Genomic DNA, 22992 nt, shown 5'->3' with positions numbered 1-22992 from the left:
TAGCGTTCGCTGCCGGGCGCGGGGATCACGATGGACGCGTCAGTTGGCGGCGGTCAGCACGTTGTAGGTGCGCAGCGCGTTGATGCGGCTGAGCAGCCCGCTGGTGTAGGTCAGGAATTCCTGGCGCGACTTGCCGCTCAGCGGCGGCGATTCCATCAGCGTGACGGTCAGCGGGTTCTGCGGCACGTCGTTGAAGCGGAACTCGTAGTGCAGGTGCGGGCCGGTGGCCCAGCCGGTCGCGCCGACATAGCCGATCAGCTGGCCCTGGCGCACCGCCTGCCCCTGGCGCATGCCGGCAAAGCCCGACAGGTGCGCATAGTAGGTGGAGTAGCCGTTGGGATGCGACAGGATGACGATGTTGCCGTAGCCGTTCTGCTGGCCGACGAACTCGACCACGCCGTCGCCGGTGGCCAGCACCTTGGTGCCGGTGGGGGCGGCGAAGTCCACGCCCTTGTGCTGGGCCCAGTCGTGGTGCAGCGGATGCTCGCGGCCGCCGAAGCCCGACGACACGCGCGAGAACTCCACCGGCGAACGCAGGAACGGCCGCTTCATGCTGCGCCCGTCGAAGGTGTAATAAGCACCGCCGTCCTTGCTGCCCTCGGGCGCGAACCACAGCGCCTGGTGCAGCTGGTTGCGGTTGATCAGCTCGACCGCGACCACGCGGCCGTTGCGCACGAAGGTGCCGTCGCGGAAGCCCGCTTCGTAGATGATGCGGAAGCGGTCGCCGGCGGCGATGTCGTGGTGGAAGTCGATCACGCCGGAGAAGATCGACAGCATCTGCTGCACGACTTCGTCGGGCACGTTGGCCGCATCCATGGCCTTGAAGAAGCCGCCCGCGGAAATCGCGCCGGAAGCCATCTCGTAGTGCACGTCGTTGTCGACGCGCTGCACCTTGGCCTTGTAGGCGGCGGCGCTGTCGCCGCTGGCGGCGCGCACGCGCTCGATCACCAGCTCGCGCGAGGCCGCGGCATCGCCGCCGAGGTTGGCCTGCAGCGACACCAGCGTGTTGCTCTCGTCGATTTCCGCCTGCACCGCCTGGCCGGGGTTCAGGTTGAACAGGCTGCGCGCGGTGGGGTTCTTGACGATGAACGCCTGCGCGTCGGCATCGTCCACGCCCAGGCGCTTGAGCAGGCTGGCAATGGTGTCGCCGCGCTGCATGCGCTCTTCGCGCACGTACACGGCCTGGGTATCGGTGAGCTGTTCGAGCTGTTCGCGCACGTCGGGCATGCGCAGGGCCTGCTGGGTGCGGGGCGCGCGCGGATCGTCGTAGGCGCTGCGGGGTGCGACACCCATGGCCGCGGCCATGCCGAGCGTGAAGATCGCACCGACCGAGGCCGTCAGTTGTTTGCGCCGCCGCGCATGCTGGGGATTGGTCGGATCGACCAGCACCACCAGCTCACGCGCGAAAACTTCGCGGAGTCTGGACCACATCACGTAAAATTCAACCTTGGTCTGAGCCCGCTGCCGGGGACGATGTGTCTCGTCTGCCTTCCTCCCCCGAGGTGCGGCGCGTGCTGTTCAGTATTCAGAAATTTTTTCAGTAATTCTGGCCGCCTGCCTTGCTGCGCAAAGTGACGGGTGGCGCACCGGAAAGGCTTCCGCAGGCGCCCGGAAACGCGGATTATACCAAAATCCGGCCCTGGCGGCTGTCGGCAGATTTCCTAAAATTTCAAGTATTTCAAAGACTTACGTGATGACTGAAGTTGCCTCGGCCGCACCGGCCAAATACCCCCTGACGCCCTCGGTGATGCAGGCCCTGGAAATCTCCAAGCGCGGCTGCGACGAGCTGCTGATCGAGGCGGAGTGGGCGCAGAAGCTGGCGCGCAGCGAGGCCACCGGCGTGCCGCTGCGCATCAAGCTGGGCCTGGACCCGACCGCGCCCGACATCCACATCGGCCACACCGTGGTGCTGAACAAGCTGCGCCAGCTGCAGGACCTCGGCCACCAGGTGATCTTCCTGATCGGCGACTTCACCTCGACCATCGGCGATCCGTCGGGCCGCAACAGCACCCGCCCGCCGCTGACGCGCGAGCAGATCGAGGCCAATGCCCAGACCTACTACCGCCAGGCCAGCCTGGTGCTCGACCCGGCCCGCACCGAGATCCGCTACAACAGCGAGTGGTGCGATCCGCTCGGCGCGCGCGGCATGATCCAGCTCGCGGCCAAGTACACCGTGGCGCGGATGATGGAGCGCGACGACTTCACCAAGCGCTTCCGCTCCGGCATCCCGATTTCCGTACACGAGTTCCTCTACCCGCTGATGCAGGGCTACGACTCGGTGGCGCTGAAGTCCGACCTGGAGCTGGGCGGCACCGACCAGAAGTTCAACCTGCTGGTCGGGCGCGAGCTGCAGAAGGAATACGGCCAGGAGCCGCAGTGCATCCTGACCATGCCGCTGCTGGTGGGCCTCGACGGCGTCGAGAAGATGTCCAAGTCCAAGGGCAACTACGTGGGCGTGACCGAGGCCCCGAACGAGATGTTCGGCAAGCTGATGAGCATCTCGGACGACCTGATGTGGCAGTACTTCACGCTGCTGTCGTTCCGGCCGATGAGCGAGATCGACCTGATGAAACAGGAGATCGCCGCCGGGCGCAACCCGCGCGACTGCAAGGTGCTGCTGGCGCAGGAGATCGTGGCGCGCTTCCACAGCCAGGCCGACGCCGAGAAGGCGCTGGAAGACTTCAACCACCGCGCCCGCGGCGGCGTGCCGGACGATATCCCGGCGGTGACCCTGGCCGGCGCGCCGCTGGGCATCGCGCAGCTGCTCAAGCAGGCCAACCTGGTGCCGTCGACCTCGGAAGCCAACCGCAATATCGAGCAGGGCGGGGTCAAGATCGACGGCGCCACCGTGAGCGACAAGGCCACCAAGGTGGCCGCGGGCACTTACGTCGTGCAGGTCGGCAAGCGCCGCTTCGCGCGCGTGACGTTGGCCTGAGGCGGCGATGATCGCGCTGATCCAGCGGGTGGCCCAGGCCCGCGTCACGGTAGCAGGCCGCACCACCGGGGAGATCGGCGCCGGCCTGCTGGCGCTGGTCTGCGCCGAGCGCGGCGACACCGAGGCGCAGGCCGAGCGGCTGCTGGCCAAGATGCTGTCGTACCGCGTGTTTTCCGACGCGGCCGGCAAGATGAACCTGCCGGTGCAGAACATCGACGGCAACGGCAATCCGGGCGGGCTGCTGGTGGTATCGCAGTTCACGCTCGCCGCCGATACCAACAGCGGCACGCGGCCCAGCTTCACCCCCGCGGCCTCGCCCGAGGATGGGCGGCGCCTGTACGAGCATTTCGTCGCGCGGGCGCGCGCGGCGCATCCGCAGGTGCAGACCGGCGAGTTCGGCGCGATGATGCAGGTCAGCCTGGTCAACGACGGTCCGGTCACGTTCTGGCTGCGCGTGGCGCCGGCCTGAACCGATTCGAAGCTGCCGCGTTCCCGGCGCGGCATCAAGACAGGAGAGACAAATGAAACTCTGGAGCAAGTCCTTCAACGACAACGCGCCGATCCCCGGCGAGTTCGCTTTCTGCGTGCCCGACGCCGCCGCCCACGTGGCCCTGTCGAACAACCGCAATCCCGACCTGCACTGGGAAGACGCGCCGGCCGAGACGCGCTCCTTCGTGCTGATCTGCCACGACCGCGACGTCCCCAGCAAGGGCGACGACGTCAACCAGGAAGGCCGCGAAGTGCCGGCCTCGCTGCCGCGCGTGGATTTCTTCCACTGGGTGCTGGTCGACATCCCGCCCGGCCTGACCTCGATCGCGGCCGGCTCGCACAGCGATGGCGTGATCGCGCGCGGCAAGCCGGGGCCGGAAGCCACCGGCGGCACCGCCACCGCGGGCGGCCTGCGCCATGGCATCAACGACTACACCGGCTGGTTTGCCGGCGATGCCGACATGAAGGGCGACTACTACGGCTATGACGGCCCGTGCCCGCCGTGGAACGACACGCTGCTGCACCACTACGTGTTCACGCTGTATGCGCTGGACCTCGACCGGCTGCCGCTGGAAGGCACCTTTACCGGCAACCAGGTGCGCGAGGCGATCCAGGGCCACGTGCTGGCGCAGGCTACGCTGACCGGCACCTATACGCTGAACCCGAAGCTGGCCAAGTCATCGGCGGCCTGAAGCCGGGCCGGTGCCGCGTCCTGCGCGGTGCCGGCCCCGCACGGCCCCACGCAAGCACCCGCAGCAACCCCGAAGGAAACGGCATGTCGCAAAGCCCCGGGCCGCATTCGCTGGCCTTTACCCACCTGATCGTGATCCGCCACGGCGAAACGGCCTGGAACCGGGAGCGCCGGCTGCAGGGCCAGCTCGATATTCCGCTGAACGAGACCGGCCATGCGCAGGCACGCGCACTGGCGCAGGCGCTGGCGGGCGAGCCGATCGACGCGGTGTATTCCAGCGACCTGTCGCGCGCGATGGCAACGGCCGCGCCGCTGGCCGAGGCGCTGGGGCTGCAGGTGCGTGCCGACGCGCGGCTGCGCGAGCGCAGCTACGGTTCGCTGCAGGGCAAGACCTACGCCGAGGTGGCCGAGCACCTGCCCGAAGACTTCGCGCGCTGGCAGGCGCGCGTGCCCGATTACGCGCCACCCGAGGGCGAGTCGCTGCTGGGCTTCCACGAGCGCGCGGTCGACGCGGTGCTGGCGCTGTCGCGCCGGCACCCGGGCGAGCGCATCGCGCTGGTCGCGCACGGCGGCGTGCTCGACTGCCTCTACCGCGAGGCCACCGGCATGACGCTGGAAGCGCCGCGCCAGCACGAGCTGCTCAATGCCAGCGTCAACCGCCTGCGCAGCGACAGCACCCACCTGACGCTGGCCCAGTGGGGCGACGTCAGCCACCTGCAGCACCTGGCGCTGGACGAGGTGGACCGCCGCGTGCCGTAGCCGCTGCGCTAGACCCGGACGCGGAACGGCGTGAAGTTGGTATGCCGGTCGAAATAATCTTCGTTCTCGGCCCGCTTCAGGAAGCCCACCACCTTGTACGTCACCGGCGTCATCACCACTTCCCAGCCGGTCTTCAGCACGTACTGCGCCACCGCCACCTGGACCACCTGCTCCAGCGGCCAGATGCCGTAGAACGCAATCACATAGAACAGCGACGAGTCCACCAGCTCGCCGGCCAGGGTCGAGCCGATGGTGCGCGTCCACAGCCACCGGCCGGCGGTCCACAGCTTCATCTTGGCCAGCACGTAGCTGTTGGCAAAGCTGCCGCAGCAGAACGCGATCAGCGAACCGAGCGCGATGCGCCAGGTGTTGCCGAACACGTCCTGCAGACTCTTCTGGTAGTCCGCCATGAACGGTGCCACCGGCATGTTCAGCACCACCACGCTCATGAAGGTGGCGAAGGCCAGCGCGGCAAAGCCGGCCCAGACCACGCGCCGGTCGCGCCCGTAGCCGTAGACCTCGGTCAGCACGTCGCCGAAGATGTATGAGACCGGGAAAAACAGCACGCCCGCGCCGAAGGTGACGGTGCCGATCAGCGGCAGCGTGACCTGCGCCGCCTTGGCCGCGCCGATCAGGTTCGAGCACAGCAGCACGGTGACGAACGCCACCATGACGAAGTCGTAGTAGCGGTAGACGCGGCCCGGTTGGGTCGTGCTGGCGGGGACGGCGGACATGGGGGCTCCCGGTCGGAGGCGCTGGCGCGCCATGTTTTGGGCGCGATTATGCCAGCGGGCTCCGGAATCCGCCGTGCCTGCCTCCCGCGCCGGGCGCCGGTAAACGAAAATTCCCGGCCGCAGCCGGGAATCGGAGGCATGACGGGAGGTGGGCAACCGCAGTGCCGCGGCCGCGTCAGATGTCCAGCTTGCTGATCTTGGACCCGTTCACCGAGACGTCGAACATCAGGCCGGCGTTGGTCTGCACAAAGGCAACCACCGGCTGCTGGCTGGTCAGCGTGTCGAGCCGGCCGTCCGCGCCGACCTTCGCGACCGCCACGTTGGCATCTGCACCGGCTGTCCAGCCCTTGCTGGCCACGAACTTGTTGTAAGCCTCGGGCGTCATGAACATGATGATAACGGCCTTGGATTGTCCGCCGGCGGTCAGGCCGACCGAGGCCTGCGTCGTGCTGTAGTAGCCGACCGTCGAGCCCTTCGAGCGCAACGCGCCCTCGCCGTATTCGGCGCCCACGATAAAGCCGCCCGCCAGTACGCGCGGGAACACCAGGATGCCCTGCGCGCGCTGGGCCAGCTCGCGCGAGCCGTTGGCCGACGAGTACAGCCGGTTCAGCGCGCCATCGACGCCGGCATCGATTTCCTTGCGCTTGGCGGCCGGATCGCTCGAGGCTTTGGTGCCGGTGGTGGTGCAGCCCGCGGCCATCACGGTGGCGACGAGCAGGCCCGATCCGGCAACCCGGGTAACAAAGTGGCGACGATTCATAGGTAACCTCCTGAGGGAAAAGTACCGCGCCTGATTCAGTGGCTCAGTTTGCTGCGGCTGCCGCTGGCGCCTTGACCGTAATGGCCACGACTTCACGGTAGACGATCTTGGCCATCTGGCCTTGCTTGATGCCATTCAGGTCGATGGCAGGATCTTGCACCTTGACCGTGCGCAGCGTCTCGCGTGGGCCGCGGAAGGTGAGCAGGCGCTTGGCCGGGTCGATCTTGGTGATCTGGGCGGTCACCGTGGTGGTGATCTCGCGCATGATGCCGGGCTTGCCGCCCTCGGCCGCGCGCGTGGTGCGGTCGACCGATTCGGCCAGTGCCGTCGCCTTGCTGTCGACCGGCTCCAGCGCCGCGACCAGCGCGGCGCCGCGCGCCACGGTCAGGATGTCGCCCTTGCGGATCTGGCCGAAATTGCGGACCTCGTCACCCCCCACCAGTTCCACCACGTTGCCGCGCGGGCCTTGCACCAGCACCGCCTTGGTTTCGGGATCGATATCGACGATCTTGCCGCTGATGACCGCTTCTTCCGCCACGCCGACCGGCGCCGGCGGGCGCTGGGCGTTGGCAGTGCCGGCGCCGAATGCGGTCAGGGCGAGAAGTGCGGCGAGCAGGCTGGAACACTGGCGGATCATGGCTTTCCTTGACAGGTTTGCAAAGGAGCCGTGCCCCGGCGGACACAGCCGTCGCGGCACCGGGGAGATGCCGCTGAAGCCATTGTGGACAATCGGCCACCGGCCAGCAATCCACTTCGAAAAAATTTGGGTTGGAAATCTAAAACGTTTAATTGATCGCGACGTGTGCGTCATGGCACACGTCGCGCCGGCACAGGTTCAGGCGTCGCCGAACAGTTCGCCGGCGTCGCCGGCCATGCCTTGCGGGCTGGCCAGGCCGAAATGCCGGTAGGCCGCCGCGGTGGCCACGCGCCCGCGCGGGGTGCGCTGCAGATAGCCCTGCTGGATCAGGTAGGGCTCGAGCACGTCCTCGATGGTGTCGCGCTCTTCGCCGATGGCGGCGGCAAGGTTGTCCACCCCGACCGGGCCGCCGCCGAACTTGTGCAGCACCGCCTCGAGCAGCTTGCGGTCCATCAGGTCGAAGCCGACGCGGTCGACGTCGAGCATGGCCAGTGCGGCATCCGCCATCTCGCGCGTAATGGTGCCGTCGCCCTTGACCTCGGCATAGTCGCGCACGCGGCGCAGCAGCCGGTTGGCGATGCGGGGCGTGCCGCGCGCGCGGCGGGCGATCTCCAGCGCGCCTTGCGGATCGATGCTGGCGTGCAGCAGCTGCGCCGAGCGGGTGACGATGCGGGCCAGTTCCCCGGCGGTGTAGAACTCCAGCCGCGCGACGATGCCGAAGCGGTCGCGCAGCGGGTTGGTCAGCATGCCGGCGCGCGTGGTCGCGCCCACCAGCGTGAACGGCTGCAGGTCCAGCTTGACCGAGCGCGCCGCCGGGCCCTCGCCGATCATGATGTCGATCTGGTAGTCCTCCAGCGCCGGATACAGGATTTCCTCGACCACCGGCGAGAGCCGGTGGATCTCGTCGATAAAGAGGACGTCGTTGGCTTCGAGGTTGGTCAGCAGCGCGGCCAGGTCGCCCGGGCGCTCGAGCACGGGGCCCGAGGTCTGGCGCAGGTTGACCCCCATCTCGCGCGCGATGATGTGGGCCAGCGTGGTCTTGCCCAGCCCGGGCGGGCCGAACAGCAGCACGTGGTCGAGCGCCTCGCGGCGCTTGCGCGCGGCGTGCATGAAGATGTCGAGCTGGCCGCGCACCTTTTCCTGGCCGACATACTCGTCCAGCAGCTTGGGCCGCAGGGCGCGCTCGAACGCCTCCTCGTGCGACGAGGCGGGGGTGGCGGCGATCACGCGGGAGGGAGCGGCAAGCTTGTCTGTTTCGATCATGGCGGTCAGGGGCCCGGACAGCGGCAACAATGCGCCATTCTACGCGCCAATCCGACGCTCAACCCTTCGACAGCGCCTTCAGCGCCAGCTTGATGCCCTCGGACACCCCGGTGCCGGCCGGCACCTGCTTGATCGCCGCGGCCGCTTCTTTCTCGGAATAGCCCAGCGCCAGCAGCGCATTGAGCACGTCGACGGCACTGTCGGGCACCGCCGGCGCGCCGGGCGCATGGCCCAGTTCCGCGCCGAGCTTGCCCTTGAGCTCCAGCAGCAGCCGCTCGGCGGTCTTCTTGCCGATGCCGGGGATGCGCGTCAGGCGCCCCGCTTCCTGCAGCGTGATCGCCTGCGCCAGCTCGGGCACCGACATGCCGGACAGCACCGCCAGCGCCATGCGCGCGCCGATGCCGGTGATCTTGATCAGCTCGCGGAAGGTGTTGCGCTCCGCCGCGCTGCCGAAGCCGTACAGCAGGTGCGCATCCTCGCGCACGATCAGCTGCGTTAGCAGCGTTACCGGCTGGCCCACCGCGGGCAGGTTGTAGAAGGTGCTCATCGGCACGTCGACCTCGTAGCCGACGCCGTGGCAGTCGACCAGCAGGTGCGGGGGATTCTTCTCGATAAGGGTGCCGGCGATGCGTCCGATCATGGTGCGGGGAAAAAACAGGAGGTCAGAAAAGAAGCGGCCGCCAGTGTAGCGCGGCCGCCTGGCGGCTCAGCGTGCCGGCGTGTCGACGGCGCGCCGGCCCAGCGCCGGGTCGTCGGTGAAGAAGCCGTCGATGCCGGCCGCGACGAAGGCCTGCACCTCGCGCTCCATGCCCGCCGGGCTGCGCGTGGCTTCGTCGCCGCCGCCCTGCAGCGCCTTGGGCAGGAAGCTGTTTTCCGGGCGGAAGGTGTAGGGGTGGACGAACAGGCCGGCGGCATGGGCCTGCTGTACCACCGCGGTCGGCGCGCCCAGCGCGCCCTGCGCATCGCGGGGTACGACGCTGCTCTTCTCGGGGCCGATGCCGTCGGCGTAGGCCGCGACTTCGCGCAGGCCGGTCGTGCTCAGCATATCGCCGAAGGTGCGGCCGTCGCCGGCAAGCTTCCAGTCGGCCGGGCCCTTGCGCGGGTTGCCGATCAGCTGGACCAGCTTGACGTTGGGCAAGCCGTGGCCCAGCGTGCGCCGCAGCGCGCGCAGGCTGCCGCTCTCGAAACACTGGATGAACACCGGCGCGTGGCGCAGATAGGGCTGCGCCCGCACCGCCGCGGCCAGCTTGTCCTCGAGCGGCAGGCCGATGCCGCGGAAGTAGCTGGGGTGCTTCAGTTCGGCATAGATGCCGACGGGTTTGCCGGTGCGCAGCGCGGCCTGCTCGGCCAGGCGCACGATTTCGTCGAAGGAGGGCACCTCGAACTGGTCGTTCAGGCGCGCATTGGCCGGGCGCAGGCGCGGGATGCGCTCGCGCGCGCGCAGCGTCTTCAGCTCGGCCAGGGTGAAGTCTTCGGTGAACCAGCCGGTCAGGCGCTCGCCGTCGATCACCTTGGTGCGCTTGCGCTCGGCAAACTGCGGCAGTTCGGCGACGTTGGTGGTGCCGGTGATGTCGTTCTCGTGGCGCACCACCAGCACGCCGTCGCGCGTCATGACGAGGTCGGGCTCGATCGCGTCGGCGCCGTCCTCGATCGCCTTGGCATAGGCGGCCAGCGTGTGCTCCGGACGCAGTGCGCTGGCACCGCGATGCGCGATCACCAGCGGCTTCGGCTGCGCGGCTGCCGCCGCAGCCGGTGCGCTCACGGCGGGCGCCGGCGCCGGCGCAGCCGGCGGTGCGGCGCGCTTGGGGCGCGGCGCGGTGGCGCAGCCGGCGGCCAGCACCGCGCATGCCGCGGCGGCAGCGGTCGGCAACAGCCAGCGCCGCCAGGCGGCAACGACACGGGCGAGGCTGGCGCGCGCGCGCGGCGCGCACAGTCGGGACGGGCTAGGCATGCAGCGTTCCTGTGGTGGGACCAAGGCCCGATTGTAAAAGACGCGCCAGCCTCTACGCGTCAGCGGCGGCGCTGCGGCCCGCGTGTTCAGCCGACCAGCCGTCCGCGCCGCACGCGCATGCCCTTGCGCACCAGCTCGGGCGCCAGGCCGGCGAGCGTGCCCAGGGTATCGCCGCCGTTGGCATGGCAGATCGCCACGCCCAGCGCATCGGCCGCATCGCTGCCGGGCTGGCCGGGCAGCATCAGCAGCCGCGTCACCATTTCCTGCACCTGCGCCTTGTTGGCGCGGCCATAGCCGACCACCGCCACCTTGAGCTGCAGCGCGGTGTATTCGAACACCGGCAGCCCGTAGCCGACCAGCCCGCAGATCGCCGCGCCGCGGGCCTGGCCGAGCAGCAGCGTGGACTGCGGGTTGACGTTGACGAAGACCTTCTCGATCGCCGCGCAGTCGGGCGCATAGGTGCGCGACACTTCGCTGATGCCGTCGTACAACGTCTTCAGCCGCTCCGGCAGGTTGGCATTGCCGTCGCTCTTGATCGTGCCCGAGGCGATGTAGGCAAGCTTGTTGCCTTGCTTCTCGATCACGCCGAAGCCGGTGGTGCGCAGGCCGGGGTCGATGCCTAGGATTCGCATGGAGATGGGGTAGGGAGGACGCCGACTAGTGTATTGCTTTTTGCGCAGTCAGTTGCGGCGCTGGCGTCCATGAACCGTGTGCGAGCGCCCTTGGCGTGTGCGCCGCTGTCGGTGGGCTCCCTCTCCCGCTTGCGGGAGAGGGGAGCAAACAGGCGGGAGGGGTAATCCTGTGAGCTTAATGCCGGAAATGCCGCGTGCCCGTCAGCACCATGGCAATGCCGCGCTCGTCGGCGGCGGCGATCACTTCGTCGTCACGCACCGAGCCGCCCGGCTGGATCACGCAGGTCGCGCCGGCGTCGACCACCACATCCAGGCCGTCGCGGAACGGGAAGAACGCGTCCGACGCCACTGCCGAACCGGCCAGCGTCAGGCCGGCGTTCTGCGCCTTGATGCTGGCGATGCGGGCTGAATCGACGCGGCTCATCTGGCCGGCGCCCACGCCCAGCGTCATGCCGCCGCCGCAGAACACGATGGCGTTGGACTTGACGAACTTGGCCACGCGCCAGGCGAACATCAGGTCGTCCATTTCCTTCGGCGTCGGGTGGCGGCGCGTCACCACGCGCAGCTCGGACGGCTGCACGTTCCTGGCGTCCGGGCTCTGCACCAGCAGGCCGCCGCCGACGCGCTTGAAGTCATGCTGGTTGATGCCCTTGCCCAGCGGGATCTCGAGCAGGCGCACGTTCTGCTTGGCGGCGAACACGGCGCGCGCGGCGGCGCTGAACGACGGCGCGATCAGCACTTCGACGAACTGCCTGGCCACGGCCTGCGCGGCGGCTTCGTCCAGTTCGACGTTGAAGGCGATGATGCCGCCGAAGGCCGAGGTCGAGTCGGTCTTGAAGGCCTTGTCATACGCTTCCAGCGCGCTGGCGCCCAGCGCCACGCCGCACGGGTTGGCGTGCTTGATGATGACGCAGGCGGCGCCGGCAGCGGCGTCGAACGACTTCACGCACTCCCAGGCGGCATCGGCGTCGGCGATGTTGTTGTACGACAGCTCCTTGCCCTGCAGCTGCACGTAGTTGGCCAGCGCGCCGTCGACCGCCTTCAGGTCGCGGTAGAACGCCGCCGACTGGTGCGGGTTCTCGCCGTAGCGCATCTCCTGCACCTTGTCGAAGGCCAGGTTCAGCGTCTGCGGGTAGGCGCTGCGGCCCTGGTGCGACTTGTCGGCACCGAGGCTGGTCAGGTAGTTGGTGATGGCGCCGTCGTACTGCGCGGTGTGCGCGAACACCTTGGTGGCCAGGCGGAAATTGGTGTCGTAGCCGACGCTGTTGCCGTTGGCGCGCATTTCGTCCAGCACCACGGCATAGTCGGCCGGATCGACGATCACGGTCACGTCGCGGTGGTTCTTGGCCGCCGAGCGCAGCATGGTCGGGCCGCCGATGTCGATGTTCTCGATCGCGTCCGGCAGCGTGCAGTCATCCTTGGCCACGGTCTGCTGGAACGGGTACAGGTTCACCACCAGCAGGTCGATGGTGGGGATGCCGTGCTGTTCGAGCGCGGCCATGTGCTCGGGCAGGTCGCGGCGCGCCAGGATGCCGCCGTGGACCTTCGGGTGCAGCGTCTTGACGCGGCCGTCGAGCATTTCCGGGAAGCCGGTGTAGTCGGCCACCTCCGTCACGGGCAGGCCGCTGTCGGCCAGCAGCTTGGCGGTGCCGCCGGTGGAAAGCAGCGTGACGCCGAGCGCGTTCAGTTCGCGCGCGAATTCGACGATGCCGGTCTTGTCGGAAACGGAGAGTAGGGCTTGCTTGATCATGGCAGTGGGAAACGCTTCAAATTCAAAGTAAACCGTGCTGCTGCAGCTTCTTGCGCAGCGTATTGCGATTGATGCCCAGGTAGGCGGCCGCCAGCGACTGGTTGCGCTCGGCGCGCACCATCACGGCTTCCAGCAGCGGCCGTTCGACCGCCTCGAGCACCATGTTGTACATGTTCGACGGCTCTTCGCCGTCCAGGTCGCGAAAGTACGTATCCAGGCTTTCCCGGATGCACTGGTCGATAGCGTTGCGGCTCATGCGGCAAGCAACTCCCCGTTTTTGTTGTTGTTCGCTTCGTCTTTGTCTTGCGCGGCGTCGTCGACATACACCAGCCGGTCGGAAATCTGCGCCTGCTCGTCGAAGAACGCGTTGACCGCGGCCAGCTGCTCGGCGGTGCTTTCCAGCGTGTTCATGCGGTGGCGGAACAGGTTGGCGCCGCGCAGCCCGCGCGTGTACCAGGCAATGTGCTTGCGCGCGGTGCGCACGCCGGTGAACTCGCCGTAGAAGGCGTAGTGGTCTTCCAGGTGCGCGTTCATGATGGCGCGGATCTCGGCCACTTCAGGAGACGGCAGCATCTCGCCGGTCTTCAGGAAGTGCTCGATCTCGCGGAACAGCCAGGGCCGGCCCTGCGCCGCGCGGCCGATCATGAGCGCGTCGGCGCCGGTCAGCGCCAGCACCTGCCTGGCCTTCTGCGGTGTGGTGATGTCGCCGTTGGCAACCACCGGGATCGACAGCTCTGCCTTGACCGCGGCAATGGTCTCGTACTCGGCGTCGCCGTGGTACAGGTCGGCGCGGGTGCGGCCGTGGATGGTCAGCATGCTGATGCCGGCGTCCTCGACCATGCGCGCGATGCGCAGCGCATTGCGGTTTTCGCGGTTCCAGCCGGTGCGGATCTTCAGCGTGACCGGCACGCGCTCGCCGACCGCGGCGACCACCGCCTCGACGATGCGCACCACCAGCGGCTCATTCTGCAGCAGCGCCGAGCCGGCGGCGACGTTGCAGACCTTCTTGGCCGGGCAGCCCATGTTGATGTCGATGATCTGCGCGCCGCGGTCGACGTTGTAGCGCGCGGCCTCGGCCATCATCGACGGCTCGGCGCCGGCGATCTGCACGGCGATGGGCTCGACCTCGCCGGCGTGGTTGGCGCGGCGCATGGTCTTCTCGCTCTTCCACAACTGGGCGTTGGACGCGACCATTTCCGACACCGCGTAGCCCGCGCCGAGCTGCTTGCACAGCTGGCGGAAGGGCCGGTCCGTCACGCTCGCCATCGGGGCGACAAACAGGTTGTTGCGGAGTTGGTGAGGTCCGATCTGCACGGCGGTGTGGCGGTTGTGGCGGTGAAGCGGCGGTTCTGGTGGCCCGTCCCGATGGCCCCGGCGTCGCCGCGCGACATGCGCCGCGACGGATCGGGACAGGGTGCGCCGGGGCGGGAACGAAACAGAGACGAAACGGAAAAACATGCCCCTGCCGAAACTGCTGCCGGCGGTGGATCGGGACATGTGCGAGGGCAGGATTCTACCGCCAATCGGTCGCCATTGCCCAAGATTTGAGCATCTGCGGCGCAGCAGGCGAGAGCCGTGGCGCCATGACGCCGCTGCCAGTGGCGCAAGCGCCACTGGCAGCGGCAAACCGGCGGTTCAGCGGCGCATGCCGAACATCATGTGGCGCGCCAGCGCGTGCCGCAACGGCGGCAGGCATGCCAGCGCCGCCAGCGACGCGCCGCGGGCATGGGCGGCGAGCGGGTAGGCCACGCCGAACACGCGCGGCAGCAGGTCGGTCACGCCGATGGTGACGGCGCGGTCGAGGCGATGGCGGCCGGCAAATGCCTGCAACGCTTGCGGGGTGCAGGCGGCGCGCAGAGAGTCGGCCAGCGCAAAGGCATCGCGCAGGCCCAGGTTCAGCCCCTGTCCGGCCACCGGATGCAGCGTCTGCGCGGCATTGCCGACCGCCACCACGCGCCCGTTGACCGTGACCGGCGCGGCGTTCAGTCCCAGCGGGAAGGCATGGCGCTTGCCCGCCAGCGCGAACTGGCCCATGCGGTCGCCGAAGGCGCGGCCCAGCTCCGCCGCAAACTGCGCTTCCGGCAGCGCGATCCGGCGCGCGGCCTGTTCCGGCGGGCAGCACCACACCAGCGCGTAGCCTGGCGTGCCGTGCTCCTCGTGCGGCAGCAGCGCCAGCGGGCCTTCCTCGGTAAAGCGCTCCCAGGCCCAGCCGGGCTGCGGGCGCGAGCAGGTCACATGGGCGATCACCGCGGTCTGGCGGTAGTCGCGCGTGCGCGCGCCGCGGCCCTGGTGCGCGGCCTGCTCATGGAACAGCCCGCCCTCGGCCTGCACCGCCAGGCGCGCGGCAAACCGTGCCGCCTGGCCGTCGGGACCGGTGCCCTCCAGCTGCACCATGCCGGCGTCCGCCGCGTCCGCGCCGCGGGGCACGGGATCCTGTTCGATGCGCTCGATGCGGGTTTCGAACACGCGCCGCAGCTGGCCTGCGCCGGCCGCCAGCGCGGCCTGCGCCAGCGCGCGTTCCAGCACGTTGCACAGTTCGCCGTAGCGCACCACGTAGCCCAGCGCCGGCACGCCGTAGTCGTCATGGTGCAGGCGGACATGGCCGAAGCGGCCGCGCTGCGACACATGGATATGCTCGATCGGGCTGCCCGGCACCGGCCAGGCGCCGATCTGCTCCAGCAGCTGGCGGCTGCCGTGCGACAGCGCGATCGCGCGCGGGTCGCGTGCCGCGCGCGCCGGCGTGGCGGCGTCGACCAGCACGATGCGCCAGCCGGTGGTGCGCAACAGCTGGCACGCCAGCGCCAGCCCGACCGGGCCGCCGCCGACGATGGCGATATCGGCCGGGCCGTCGAAATCAGGCTGCGGGGCCGGCATCGTCACTGCCTCCTGCGTGGTTTGCATCGGTGCCGGGCTGGCTTTCCGCGCCCCGTTTCCAGCAGATCGCGTCCGAGCGCGACTTGCCTGCCGCGGCGTCGCGCAGCGCGTTGTCGAGCTTTTGCTGGTTGAAGCCCGGCAGCGCGCCCAGCTGCTGCAGCAGCGCGGCATGGTTGGCGGCATCGAACGGCACCACGCAGCCCTGGCCCGAGTCGGGCGCGCCGATCAGGATCAGCCAGGCCTTGCCGGCCCAGGGCGCGCGGTCGGACACCCGCACCACCACGCGCTCGAGCACGTTCCACGCGAGCTCTTCACGCTGGCCGTCGGGGCGATGCACCACCACGCGGTCGTCGTACAGGTTGACGATGAACGGTTCGGACGGATCGGGCCGCCGGGCGCTGCCGGCCTGGCCGCGGGCGCCGCTCTGGCCCGGCAGGATCCTGCGCAGCCAGCCGATCATTGCCGGCCTCCCGCGCTGGCGCGCATCAGCGCTTCGATCTCGTCGGCCAGCACCGGCACGCCGCGCGTGATCAGCTCGCAGTCGCCGTCGGTGACCACGGCGTCGTCCTCGATGCGGATGCCGATATGCCAGTAGCGCTCGGGCACGTCCTCGGCCGGGCGCACGTAGATGCCGGGCTCGATGGTCAGCACCATGCCGGGCTGCAGCGGCCGCCACGGACGCTCGCCCTCGCCGCTGTGGCCGGCGACGCGGTATTCGCCCACGTCATGGACATCCATGCCCAGCCAGTGGCCGGTGCGATGCATGTAGAAGCGGCGATAGCTGCCGCTGGCCAGCACGTCGTCGAGCGTGCCCTCCTTGTTGCGATCGAGCAGGCCGGTATCGAGCATGCCCTGGGCCAGCACGCGCACGGCGGCGTCATGCGGCACGTTGTAGGGCACGCCGGCGCGGGTTTCGTCGATGGCGGCCTGCTGCGCCGCCACCACCAGGTCATACAGCTCGCGCTGCGCCGGCGAGAAGCGGCCCGAGACCGGGAAGGTGCGGGTGATGTCCGAGGCGTAGCCATCCAGCTCGCAGCCGGCATCGATCAGGCACAGGTCGCCGTCCTTCAGCTCGGCCGGGCCGGCGCGGTAGTGCAGCACGCAGGCGTTGGGGCCGGCGGCGACGATCGAGTTGTAGGCCACGCTCTGCGCGCCATGGCGGCGGAATTCATAGAGCAGCTCGGCCTCCAGGTGGTATTCGCGCAGGCCGGCGCGGGTGGCCTGCATCGCGCGCACATGGGCGCCGGCGGAAATCGCCGCGGCGCGGCGCATGATGGCCAGCTCGCCGGCATCCTTGAACAGCCGCATTTCATCGAGCAGCGTGCGGATGTCGAGGGCCACCGACGGCGCGGCCACGCCGGCGCGGCCCTGCATGCGCACTGCGTCGAGCCAGCGCCGCATCTGCATGTCGGTGCGGATCGAATCGGCCAGCGGGTAGGCCACTTGCGCGCGGTTGGCCAGCAGCGGCGGCAGCGTGGCGTCGATCTCTTCGACCGAATGCGCTTGGTCGAAGCCGAACGCGGCGCGCGCGCCTTCCGGGCCGAAGCGGAAGCCGTCCCAGATCTCGCGTTCTTCATGCTTGGGGCGGCAGAAAAGGATGCTGCGGTCGGCCTCGGCGGGATCGCCGGGCGCGCCGGCCACCAGCACCAGCACCGCTTCGGGCTCGGTGAAGCCGCTCAGGTAATAGAAATAGCTGTCGTGCCGGTACGGATAGTCGCTGTCGCGATTGCGCATGGCTTCCGGCGCCGTGGGCAGGATCGCCACGCCGCCGCCGCCGGCGCGCAGGTGCTGCAGCACTCGGGCGCGGCGTTCGCGGCAGGCGGCGAGGAGAGTGGGGTCTGGTGCGGACATGGTCAGGCCTGGATAAGGAAGATCAGGCCGATTCTACCGCCGCCGGCGGCGCCGCTGCGCCAGTGGCGCGAAAGGCGCGCGCTAGCGCCCTTGTGCGGCCGACAGCGTTGCGTCCAGCTCGGCCAGCTGGGCCGGCGTGCCCACGTTCTCCCAGCGCCCGTCGAAGCGCTCGCCGGTGGCGGTGCCGGCGGCGATGCCGGCATGGTAGATCGGCGTCATCGCCAGCCGCGTGCCCGGCACGATATCGGTAAACAGCCGGGTGTCGTACAGCCCGATATTGCCGAAGGTGAGGCGCTCACCGCTGGCCGGCTCGGCATCGAGCGAGAGCCGGCCGTGCGCGTCCAGCGCGAAATCCCCGCGCGGATGGAACGGCGGGTTCGGCACCATCACCAAGTGCATGTGCGGCGCGGCCGCGCCCGCCAGCGCCTGTGCGCGCGGCAGCAGCGCGCGGAAATCGTAGTCGCAGAAGATGTCGCCGGACACCGCCAGGAAGATCTCGCCGCGGACCGGGTCGTGCGACAGCAGCGGCAGGGCCTTGGCGATGCCGCCGGCGGTTTCCAGCGCCTCGCCCTCGGCCGAATAGGCAATGCGCACGCCGAAGCGGCTGCCGTCGCCCAGCGCCGCTTCGATCTGCGCGCCCAGCCAGGCGTGGTTGATGACGATGTCGCGCAGCCCGGCGCGCGCCAGCGCTTCGATCTTCCAGACGATCAGCGGCTTGCCGCCCACCGCCAGCAGCGGCTTGGGGCAGGCATCGGTCAGCGGACGCATGCGCTCGCCGCGGCCGGCGGCAAAGATCATCACCTTCATCGGAACAGGGCCTCCAGGGCAAGCAGCGTGGCCATGCCGCCGGCAATGGTCCAGCCCACGCTGCGGGTACGTGCGGCAATCAGGATGGCGACCACGCCGGCCACCAGCCTGGCGTTGGTCGGGGTCAGGGCGAGTTCGCCGTGCTGCATCAGCAGGTCGGGCGCGATCAGCGCCGACAGCATCGCGGCCGGCACGAACTGCAGCGCGGTGCGGAACCACGACGGCAGCCGCACCCGCCCTTCGACGGCGATAAACGACAGGCGGATCAGGAAGGTGGCCAGGCCCGCGGCCAGGAACACCCACAGCAGCGTCAGGGCACTCATGCGGCCTCCTTGCCTGCGGCACCGGCACCGGCATCGGCATCGGCAGCGGGGCTGGCGGCGCGCGCCCCGGGCCGGTTGCCGCGACCCAGCACCAGCATGCCCACGGCAATGCCGCCGAGCGCGGCCACCATCAGGCCGAGCTTGTGCGGCAGGCTGTAGCAGGCCACCGCCAGCGCGCTGGCCGCCAGCGCCGCGGCGACATGCGAGCGGTGCTTGAGGCCCGGCACGATGATGCCGATGAAGGTCAGCGGCAGGAAGAAGTCCAGCGGCCAGTCGCGCGGCACCTGGGCGCCGACCAGCACGCCGGCCAGCGTCGACAGCTGCCAGCTGGCCCACAGCGCGAAGCCGCCGCCGAAGTAATACCAGTGGCGGTAGCGGGCGCGCGGGCCGGTGTCGCCCAGCCGGTGCGTCATCGCGGCAAAGGCCTCGTCGGTCAGCAGGTAGGCGATCAGCGCCTTCCAGCGCCGCGGCAGGTGCGCCAGGGTCGGCGCGATGGTGGCCGAGTACAGCGCGTGGCGCAGGTTGACCATGGCCACCGTCAGCGTGATCACCACCGCCGGGGTGCCGGCGCTCCACAGCTGGGTCAGGATCATCTGCGAGGCGCCGCCGAACACGATCGCGCTCATCGCGCAGGCCAGCCACGCGGGCATGCCCGCGCCGACCGCGAGCACGCCGTAGATCAGCCCGAAGGGCACTACCCCCAGCAGCATCGGCGCGAGCGCGCGCATCCCGGCCAGCCATTCGCCGGCGGCGGTGATGGCGGGCGCAGTACTGTCGTGCGGACCGGATCCGTTGGCGCGCATGGCGTCAGAACGTATAACCGGCCGGGCTGGCCACGCCTTCGAGCGCGTCCAGCAGGCGGATCAGCTTGCGCAGTTCGGTATAGCGCCCGGCCACCTGGCGGGTGTACTTCATCACCAGCGGCAGGTTGGCCAGGTAGCCGTCCTTGCCGTCGCGGTGGTACAGGCGCGCGAAGATGCCGAGCACCTTGAGGTGGCGCTGCAGTCCCATCCACTCGAAGTCGCGGTAGAACTCGCCGAAGTCCGGGTTGACCGGCAGCGCGGCCTTGCGCGCGCGTTCCCAGTAGCGGATCAGCCAGTCCAGCTGCTGCTCTTCATCCCATTCGATATAGGCATCGCGCCACAGCGAGACCGCATCGTAGGTGATCGGGCCGGTGACCGCGTCCTGGAAGTCGAGCACGCCGGGGTTGGCGGCGCCTTCGAGCACCATCAGGTTGCGCGAGTGGAAGTCGCGGTGCACGTAGACCTGGGGCTGGGCGAGGTTGTTGGCGAGCAGCGCCTCGGTCACTTCGTGCCAGTCGGCCTGCTGGGCCTCGGTCAGCGTCGCGCCCAGATGCCTGGCCACGTACCACTGCGGGAACAGGTCGAGCTCGCGCTGCAGCAGCGCGCGGTCGTAGGCAGGCAGTTCGCCGGAGCGCGTGGCCGCCTGGATGCGGACCAGCGTGGCGGCGGCGTCGGTGTACAGGCCGTGCGCAGAGGAATCGTCCAGCTTCGACAGGTAGGTCTGGCTGCCAAGGTCGGCCAGCAGCAGGAAGCCCTGGTCCAGGTCTTGCGCCAGCACCGTCGGCACGGTCACGCCGGCGGCGCCGAACAGCTGGCAGACATGGATGAACGGGCGGCAGTCCTCATGCGCGGGCGGGGCGTCCATCACGATCGCGGTGGCATGCGCGGGATGGCCGGTGCGGACGCGGAAATAGCGCCGGAAGCTGGCATCGGCCGAGGCCGGCACGCAGGAATCGGGATCGGCGGACCATGCCGGTCCGAGTCCGGCCAGCCAGGCCTTGAGCTGGTCCAGGCGCGGATCGTGGGGAAGAGCTGCCATACAGGTACTTGTCGGAGGCACGTGTGGGGGATGGGGCGCGGGGGCGGAACGAAAGACAGCCCTCGATGACCGCAAATGAAACCGGAAGTAAGCGGCAAGAGCACCCCGGGTTGCCCCGTATAATACCCGACCAGACCGGGGCGCCGGTGGCCTCCGGGAGGGGCCGCGTTGCCCCGCAGCCTGCCCCGGCAGGGGCCTGGCGGCCTGCAGGCGAGCCGCTGCCCGTGCCGAGACTGACCACCCGTGCGAATGACCGAACCACAACGATCACCGAACAACAGGGCCATGCCTTCGCCTGCTTCTCCCCGCGCCCCGGCCCGAGCCAGGCGCGGCGGCGGCCTGCACGCGGGCGCGCTGCGCCCGCTGGTGCTGGCCATGGCCGGCCTGTCGGCCGGCGCCCATGCGCAGATCACCGGCTCGGCGATCCCCGACCTCGATCAGGTCGAGCCGGTGTTCGAAGCCGCGCCGCCGGCGCCGCCGTTGCCGGTCGAGTCCGGCGAACTGGTGCCGCGCCTGGCCGAGCCGGCCGCCAGGGGCGAGTCCGATCCCGACGCCCCCACCTTCATCGAAGCCGACCGCATGACCGGCTACAGCGAGCGCGGTGTCGAACTGGAGGGCCATGCCGAACTGCGCCGCGACGGCGGCGTGGTCAAGGGCGACAAGCTGAGCTACGACCAGGACACCGATGAAGCCTTCGCCCAGGGCAACGTGCGCATGTCGCGGGGCGGCACGCTGGCGGTGGGACCGGAAGCGCGGCTCAGGGTCGAGGCCAACGAAGGCTACATGCTGTCGCCGGACTACTACTTCCAGCAGACCGGCGGCACCGGCAAGGCCGAGCGCATCGACTTCCTGGACCAGAACCGCAGCACGGCCCGGCAGGCGTCGTACACCACCTGTTCGCCCGACAATGCCGACTGGTATTTCAGCGCGAACCGGATCGACCTGGACAGCGACCGCCAGGTGGGCGTGGCCTACGGCGGCGTGCTGAATTTCTTCGGCGTGCCGGTCGCGGCCGCGCCCGCGTTCAGCTTCCCGCTGAACGACGACCGCCGCAGCGGCTTCCTGCCGCCGCTGATGGGTTACAGCTCGAAATCGGGTTTCGACCTGACCGCTCCTTACTACGTCAATATCGCGCCCAACCGCGACCTGACCATCTACCCGCGGCTGATGACCGAGCGCGGCCTGCAGCTCGGCGGCGAATACCGCTACCTGAGCGAGACCTACTCCGGGCGCGTGCGCGCCGAGTTCCTGCCGGACGACAGAAAGACCAACTCGAACCGCTGGGCCTATTCGCTGCAGCACACCCAGCGGCTGGCGCCGGGGCTCAATGCCTACCTGAACGTGAACCGGGTGTCCGATGACCGCTACCCGGACGACTTCAACCGCAGCGTGTCGCAATCGACGCTGCGGCAGTACACGCAGGAGGGCGGCGTCACCTACAACTGGCAGGACTTCACCCTGATGGCGCGGGTGCAGAAGTTCCAGACCCTGCGCCCGAGCGAGCCCTCGTACGAGCGCGTGCCGCAGTTGAACGGCAAGTACATGCGCTATGACCTGGGCGGCTTCGACGTGCAGATGGAAGCCGACTACACCCGCTTCCGCATCCCGCTGACGTCCACCGGCTTCCAGCAGCCGCAGGGCGAGCGCATGTATTTCCAGCCGAGCATCAGCTACCCGATCGTGCGCGCCGGCTGGTACGTGACGCCCAAGGTGTCGTTCAACGCCGCGCAGTACCAGATGGAAGCGGCCACCAACACGCCGACCGCGCAGAACAATCTGTCGCGCGCGATCCCGACCGTCAGCCTGGATTCGGGCATGACCTTCGAGCGCGACGCGCCGACCATCAGCCGCCTGTTCGGGGTCAACTACGTGCAGACGCTGGAACCGCGCCTGTTCTACGTCTACACCCCGTTCCGCGACCAGAGCCAGTTCCCGCTGTTCGACACGGTGCAGTCCGACTTCGGCTACGGGCAGATCTTCAGCGAGAACCCTTTCACCGGCTACGACCGCATCGCCGACAACAACAAGCTGACCGGCGGCGTGACCACGCGCCTGATCGAGTCCGATACCGGCATCGAGCGCTTCCGCGGCACCATTGCCCAGCGCTACGACTTCACCGGCCAGCGCGTGCAGCTCAACGGCACCCTGGCGGACCCGAAGGCGGGCTCGTCGGACCTGCTTGCCGCCACCACGATCCAGCTGTTCCGCGGCTATTATCTGGACGCGGGGGTGCAGTACAACCCGGACTCGGACCGGATCAACTATGGCAACGTGGCGTTCACGTACCGCCCCGAGTCGCGCAAGGTGTTCAATGCCGGCTACCGCTACCGCCGGCCCACCTCGGTGACCGACAACACCGCGATCGACCAGTTCGAGCTGTCGAGCCAGTGGCCGATCACGCGCCGGGCCTACGGCATTGCGCGCTTCGCCTTCGACCTGACCGCCAGCCAGATGGTCGATGCGCTGGCCGGCGTCGAGTACGCCGCGGACTGCTGGGTCGGCCGCGTGGTCTACCAGCGGTTCCGCAACACCACCCAGGGCTACACCGGGCGGGTCTTCCTGCAGGTGGAGTTCCGTGGCCTTTCCAAGATCGGGTCCAACCCGTTGAACATCCTGCGCCTGAACGTGCCGGGCTACGAGCCGGTCTCGGCCAAGCCGGTGCCGACGACCCAGTTCGATCACTATGAATGACGG

At 69.2% G+C, this 22992-nt stretch carries 23 protein-coding genes; 5 read left to right on the top strand and 18 right to left on the bottom strand.

Translation table 11 applies throughout. The features are described from left to right. Positions 1-39 precede the first annotated feature (39 nt). Complete coding sequence (locus LIN44_RS15350) at positions 40-1431, bottom strand: M23 family metallopeptidase (RefSeq protein ID WP_227312813.1); 1392 nt, start codon at positions 1429-1431, stop codon at positions 40-42. A 262-nt stretch (positions 1432-1693) separates the two neighbouring features. Between LIN44_RS15350 and tyrS the strand changes: the two genes are divergently transcribed. The 4 genes from tyrS (at position 1694) to LIN44_RS15330 (ending at position 4874) form a co-directional block, all read left to right on the top strand. Further along, positions 1694-2935 carry a tyrosine--tRNA ligase gene (gene tyrS, locus LIN44_RS15345; protein ID WP_227312812.1) on the top strand — a complete coding sequence of 414 codons (1242 nt, stop codon included), beginning with the start codon at positions 1694-1696 and terminating at the stop codon, positions 2933-2935. A gap of 7 nt (positions 2936-2942) precedes the next feature. Beyond that, positions 2943-3404: a D-aminoacyl-tRNA deacylase gene (gene dtd / locus LIN44_RS15340; protein WP_227312811.1), complete on the top strand. Its 462-nt coding sequence runs from the start codon at positions 2943-2945 to the stop codon at positions 3402-3404. Positions 3405-3456: 52 nt separating this feature from the next. Beyond that, positions 3457-4116, top strand: a complete 660-nt coding sequence (locus LIN44_RS15335) for a YbhB/YbcL family Raf kinase inhibitor-like protein (RefSeq protein ID WP_227312810.1) — start codon at positions 3457-3459, stop codon at positions 4114-4116. A gap of 83 nt (positions 4117-4199) precedes the next feature. Beyond that, entirely contained in the window at positions 4200-4874 is a 675-nt protein-coding gene (locus LIN44_RS15330) for a histidine phosphatase family protein (RefSeq protein WP_227312809.1), read from the top strand. 8 nt (positions 4875-4882) lie between these two features. Here the strand turns inward: LIN44_RS15330 and LIN44_RS15325 are convergent, their stop codons facing one another. The 17 genes from LIN44_RS15325 to LIN44_RS15245 form a co-directional block, all read right to left on the bottom strand. Then, a complete protein-coding gene (locus tag LIN44_RS15325) occupies positions 4883-5608 on the bottom strand; it encodes a queuosine precursor transporter (RefSeq protein WP_227312808.1) in 726 nt (241 codons plus the stop codon). A gap of 175 nt (positions 5609-5783) precedes the next feature. Further along, positions 5784-6368 (bottom strand): YSC84-related protein, encoded by a 585-nt coding sequence (locus LIN44_RS15320; RefSeq protein WP_227312807.1) that lies wholly within the window; start codon positions 6366-6368, stop codon positions 5784-5786. A gap of 43 nt (positions 6369-6411) precedes the next feature. Next, a complete protein-coding gene (locus LIN44_RS15315) occupies positions 6412-7005 on the bottom strand; it encodes a hypothetical protein (protein WP_227312806.1) in 594 nt (197 codons plus the stop codon). A 198-nt stretch (positions 7006-7203) separates the two neighbouring features. Further along, complete coding sequence (gene ruvB / locus LIN44_RS15310; RefSeq protein WP_227312805.1) at positions 7204-8268, bottom strand: Holliday junction branch migration DNA helicase RuvB; 1065 nt, start codon at positions 8266-8268, stop codon at positions 7204-7206. 58 nt (positions 8269-8326) lie between these two features. Beyond that, the gene (gene ruvA / locus LIN44_RS15305) at positions 8327-8908 is read right to left on the bottom strand and encodes a Holliday junction branch migration protein RuvA (protein WP_018008807.1); all 582 of its coding nucleotides are present in this window, start codon (positions 8906-8908) and stop codon (positions 8327-8329) included. Positions 8909-8974: 66 nt separating this feature from the next. After that, positions 8975-10219, bottom strand: coding sequence for a glycerophosphodiester phosphodiesterase (locus LIN44_RS15300; RefSeq protein WP_227312804.1), 1245 nt, complete (start codon positions 10217-10219; stop codon positions 8975-8977). Between the two features lie 86 nt (positions 10220-10305). Further along, positions 10306-10851 (bottom strand): crossover junction endodeoxyribonuclease RuvC, encoded by a 546-nt coding sequence (gene ruvC / locus LIN44_RS15295; protein ID WP_018008809.1) that lies wholly within the window; start codon positions 10849-10851, stop codon positions 10306-10308. Between the two features lie 175 nt (positions 10852-11026). After that, positions 11027-12601, bottom strand: a complete 1575-nt coding sequence (gene purH, locus LIN44_RS15290; RefSeq protein WP_227312803.1) for a bifunctional phosphoribosylaminoimidazolecarboxamide formyltransferase/IMP cyclohydrolase — start codon at positions 12599-12601, stop codon at positions 11027-11029. 22 nt (positions 12602-12623) lie between these two features. Next, a complete protein-coding gene (locus LIN44_RS15285; RefSeq protein ID WP_010813887.1) occupies positions 12624-12857 on the bottom strand; it encodes a Fis family transcriptional regulator in 234 nt (77 codons plus the stop codon). Beyond that, on the bottom strand, positions 12854-13915 hold the full coding sequence (gene dusB / locus LIN44_RS15280) for a tRNA dihydrouridine synthase DusB (protein WP_227312802.1): 1062 nt from the start codon (positions 13913-13915) through the stop codon (positions 12854-12856). Before dusB ends, LIN44_RS15285 begins: the two co-directional genes overlap by 4 nt. A 321-nt stretch (positions 13916-14236) precedes the next feature. Further along, positions 14237-15475, bottom strand: coding sequence for a UbiH/UbiF/VisC/COQ6 family ubiquinone biosynthesis hydroxylase (locus LIN44_RS15275; RefSeq protein WP_227312801.1), 1239 nt, complete (start codon positions 15473-15475; stop codon positions 14237-14239). Beyond that, positions 15456-15935: a hypothetical protein gene (locus tag LIN44_RS15270; RefSeq protein WP_227312800.1), complete on the bottom strand. Its 480-nt coding sequence runs from the start codon at positions 15933-15935 to the stop codon at positions 15456-15458. Before LIN44_RS15270 ends, LIN44_RS15275 begins: the two co-directional genes overlap by 20 nt. Beyond that, complete coding sequence (locus LIN44_RS15265; RefSeq protein ID WP_227312799.1) at positions 15932-17326, bottom strand: aminopeptidase P N-terminal domain-containing protein; 1395 nt, start codon at positions 17324-17326, stop codon at positions 15932-15934. Before LIN44_RS15265 ends, LIN44_RS15270 begins: the two co-directional genes overlap by 4 nt. Before the next feature lie 81 nt (positions 17327-17407). Then, a complete protein-coding gene (murU, locus tag LIN44_RS15260) occupies positions 17408-18133 on the bottom strand; it encodes an N-acetylmuramate alpha-1-phosphate uridylyltransferase MurU (protein ID WP_227312798.1) in 726 nt (241 codons plus the stop codon). Continuing rightward, the gene (locus LIN44_RS15255; protein ID WP_227312797.1) at positions 18130-18456 is read right to left on the bottom strand and encodes an AzlD domain-containing protein; all 327 of its coding nucleotides are present in this window, start codon (positions 18454-18456) and stop codon (positions 18130-18132) included. The genes murU and LIN44_RS15255 overlap by 4 nt, the downstream gene beginning before the upstream one ends. Further along, complete coding sequence (locus LIN44_RS15250; protein ID WP_227312796.1) at positions 18453-19259, bottom strand: AzlC family ABC transporter permease; 807 nt, start codon at positions 19257-19259, stop codon at positions 18453-18455. The genes LIN44_RS15255 and LIN44_RS15250 overlap by 4 nt, the downstream gene beginning before the upstream one ends. Positions 19260-19263: 4 nt before the next feature. Further along, positions 19264-20298 (bottom strand): aminoglycoside phosphotransferase family protein, encoded by a 1035-nt coding sequence (locus tag LIN44_RS15245; RefSeq protein ID WP_227312795.1) that lies wholly within the window; start codon positions 20296-20298, stop codon positions 19264-19266. Between the two features lie 249 nt (positions 20299-20547). On the opposite strand from LIN44_RS15245, the gene LIN44_RS15240 reads away from it, so the two are divergent. Next, positions 20548-22989, top strand: a complete 2442-nt coding sequence (locus LIN44_RS15240) for an LPS-assembly protein LptD (protein ID WP_227312794.1) — start codon at positions 20548-20550, stop codon at positions 22987-22989. The last annotated feature ends 3 nt before the right edge of the window (positions 22990-22992 follow it).

The organism is Cupriavidus sp. MP-37, from assembly GCF_020618415.1.
Lineage (GTDB): Bacteria > Pseudomonadota > Gammaproteobacteria > Burkholderiales > Burkholderiaceae > Cupriavidus.
The sequence above is the reverse complement of the archived record's forward strand: the minus strand, read 5'-3'. Positions and strand labels throughout refer to the sequence as shown.

Bases quoted from the DNA above. Each gene is read 5' to 3' on its own strand.
- LIN44_RS15350 (WP_227312813.1), bottom strand. From the start codon at position 1,431: ATGTGGTCCAGACTCCGCGAAGTTTTCGCGCGTGAGCTGGTGGTGCTG.
- tyrS (WP_227312812.1), top strand. From the start codon at position 1,694: ATGACTGAAGTTGCCTCGGCCGCACCGGCCAAATACCCCCTGACGCCC.
- dtd (WP_227312811.1), top strand. From the start codon at position 2,943: ATGATCGCGCTGATCCAGCGGGTGGCCCAGGCCCGCGTCACGGTAGCA.
- LIN44_RS15335 (WP_227312810.1), top strand. From the start codon at position 3,457: ATGAAACTCTGGAGCAAGTCCTTCAACGACAACGCGCCGATCCCCGGC.
- LIN44_RS15330 (WP_227312809.1), top strand. From the start codon at position 4,200: ATGTCGCAAAGCCCCGGGCCGCATTCGCTGGCCTTTACCCACCTGATC.
- LIN44_RS15325 (WP_227312808.1), bottom strand. From the start codon at position 5,608: ATGTCCGCCGTCCCCGCCAGCACGACCCAACCGGGCCGCGTCTACCGC.
- LIN44_RS15320 (WP_227312807.1), bottom strand. From the start codon at position 6,368: ATGAATCGTCGCCACTTTGTTACCCGGGTTGCCGGATCGGGCCTGCTC.
- LIN44_RS15315 (WP_227312806.1), bottom strand. From the start codon at position 7,005: ATGATCCGCCAGTGTTCCAGCCTGCTCGCCGCACTTCTCGCCCTGACC.
- ruvB (WP_227312805.1), bottom strand. From the start codon at position 8,268: ATGATCGAAACAGACAAGCTTGCCGCTCCCTCCCGCGTGATCGCCGCC.
- ruvA (WP_018008807.1), bottom strand. From the start codon at position 8,908: ATGATCGGACGCATCGCCGGCACCCTTATCGAGAAGAATCCCCCGCAC.
- LIN44_RS15300 (WP_227312804.1), bottom strand. From the start codon at position 10,219: ATGCCTAGCCCGTCCCGACTGTGCGCGCCGCGCGCGCGCGCCAGCCTC.
- ruvC (WP_018008809.1), bottom strand. From the start codon at position 10,851: ATGCGAATCCTAGGCATCGACCCCGGCCTGCGCACCACCGGCTTCGGC.
- purH (WP_227312803.1), bottom strand. From the start codon at position 12,601: ATGATCAAGCAAGCCCTACTCTCCGTTTCCGACAAGACCGGCATCGTC.
- LIN44_RS15285 (WP_010813887.1), bottom strand. From the start codon at position 12,857: ATGAGCCGCAACGCTATCGACCAGTGCATCCGGGAAAGCCTGGATACG.
- LIN44_RS15275 (WP_227312801.1), bottom strand. From the start codon at position 15,475: ATGCCGGCCCCGCAGCCTGATTTCGACGGCCCGGCCGATATCGCCATC.
- LIN44_RS15270 (WP_227312800.1), bottom strand. From the start codon at position 15,935: ATGATCGGCTGGCTGCGCAGGATCCTGCCGGGCCAGAGCGGCGCCCGC.
- LIN44_RS15265 (WP_227312799.1), bottom strand. From the start codon at position 17,326: ATGTCCGCACCAGACCCCACTCTCCTCGCCGCCTGCCGCGAACGCCGC.
- murU (WP_227312798.1), bottom strand. From the start codon at position 18,133: ATGAAGGTGATGATCTTTGCCGCCGGCCGCGGCGAGCGCATGCGTCCG.
- LIN44_RS15255 (WP_227312797.1), bottom strand. From the start codon at position 18,456: ATGAGTGCCCTGACGCTGCTGTGGGTGTTCCTGGCCGCGGGCCTGGCC.
- LIN44_RS15250 (WP_227312796.1), bottom strand. From the start codon at position 19,259: ATGCGCGCCAACGGATCCGGTCCGCACGACAGTACTGCGCCCGCCATC.
- LIN44_RS15245 (WP_227312795.1), bottom strand. From the start codon at position 20,298: ATGGCAGCTCTTCCCCACGATCCGCGCCTGGACCAGCTCAAGGCCTGG.
- LIN44_RS15240 (WP_227312794.1), top strand. From the start codon at position 20,548: ATGACCGAACCACAACGATCACCGAACAACAGGGCCATGCCTTCGCCT.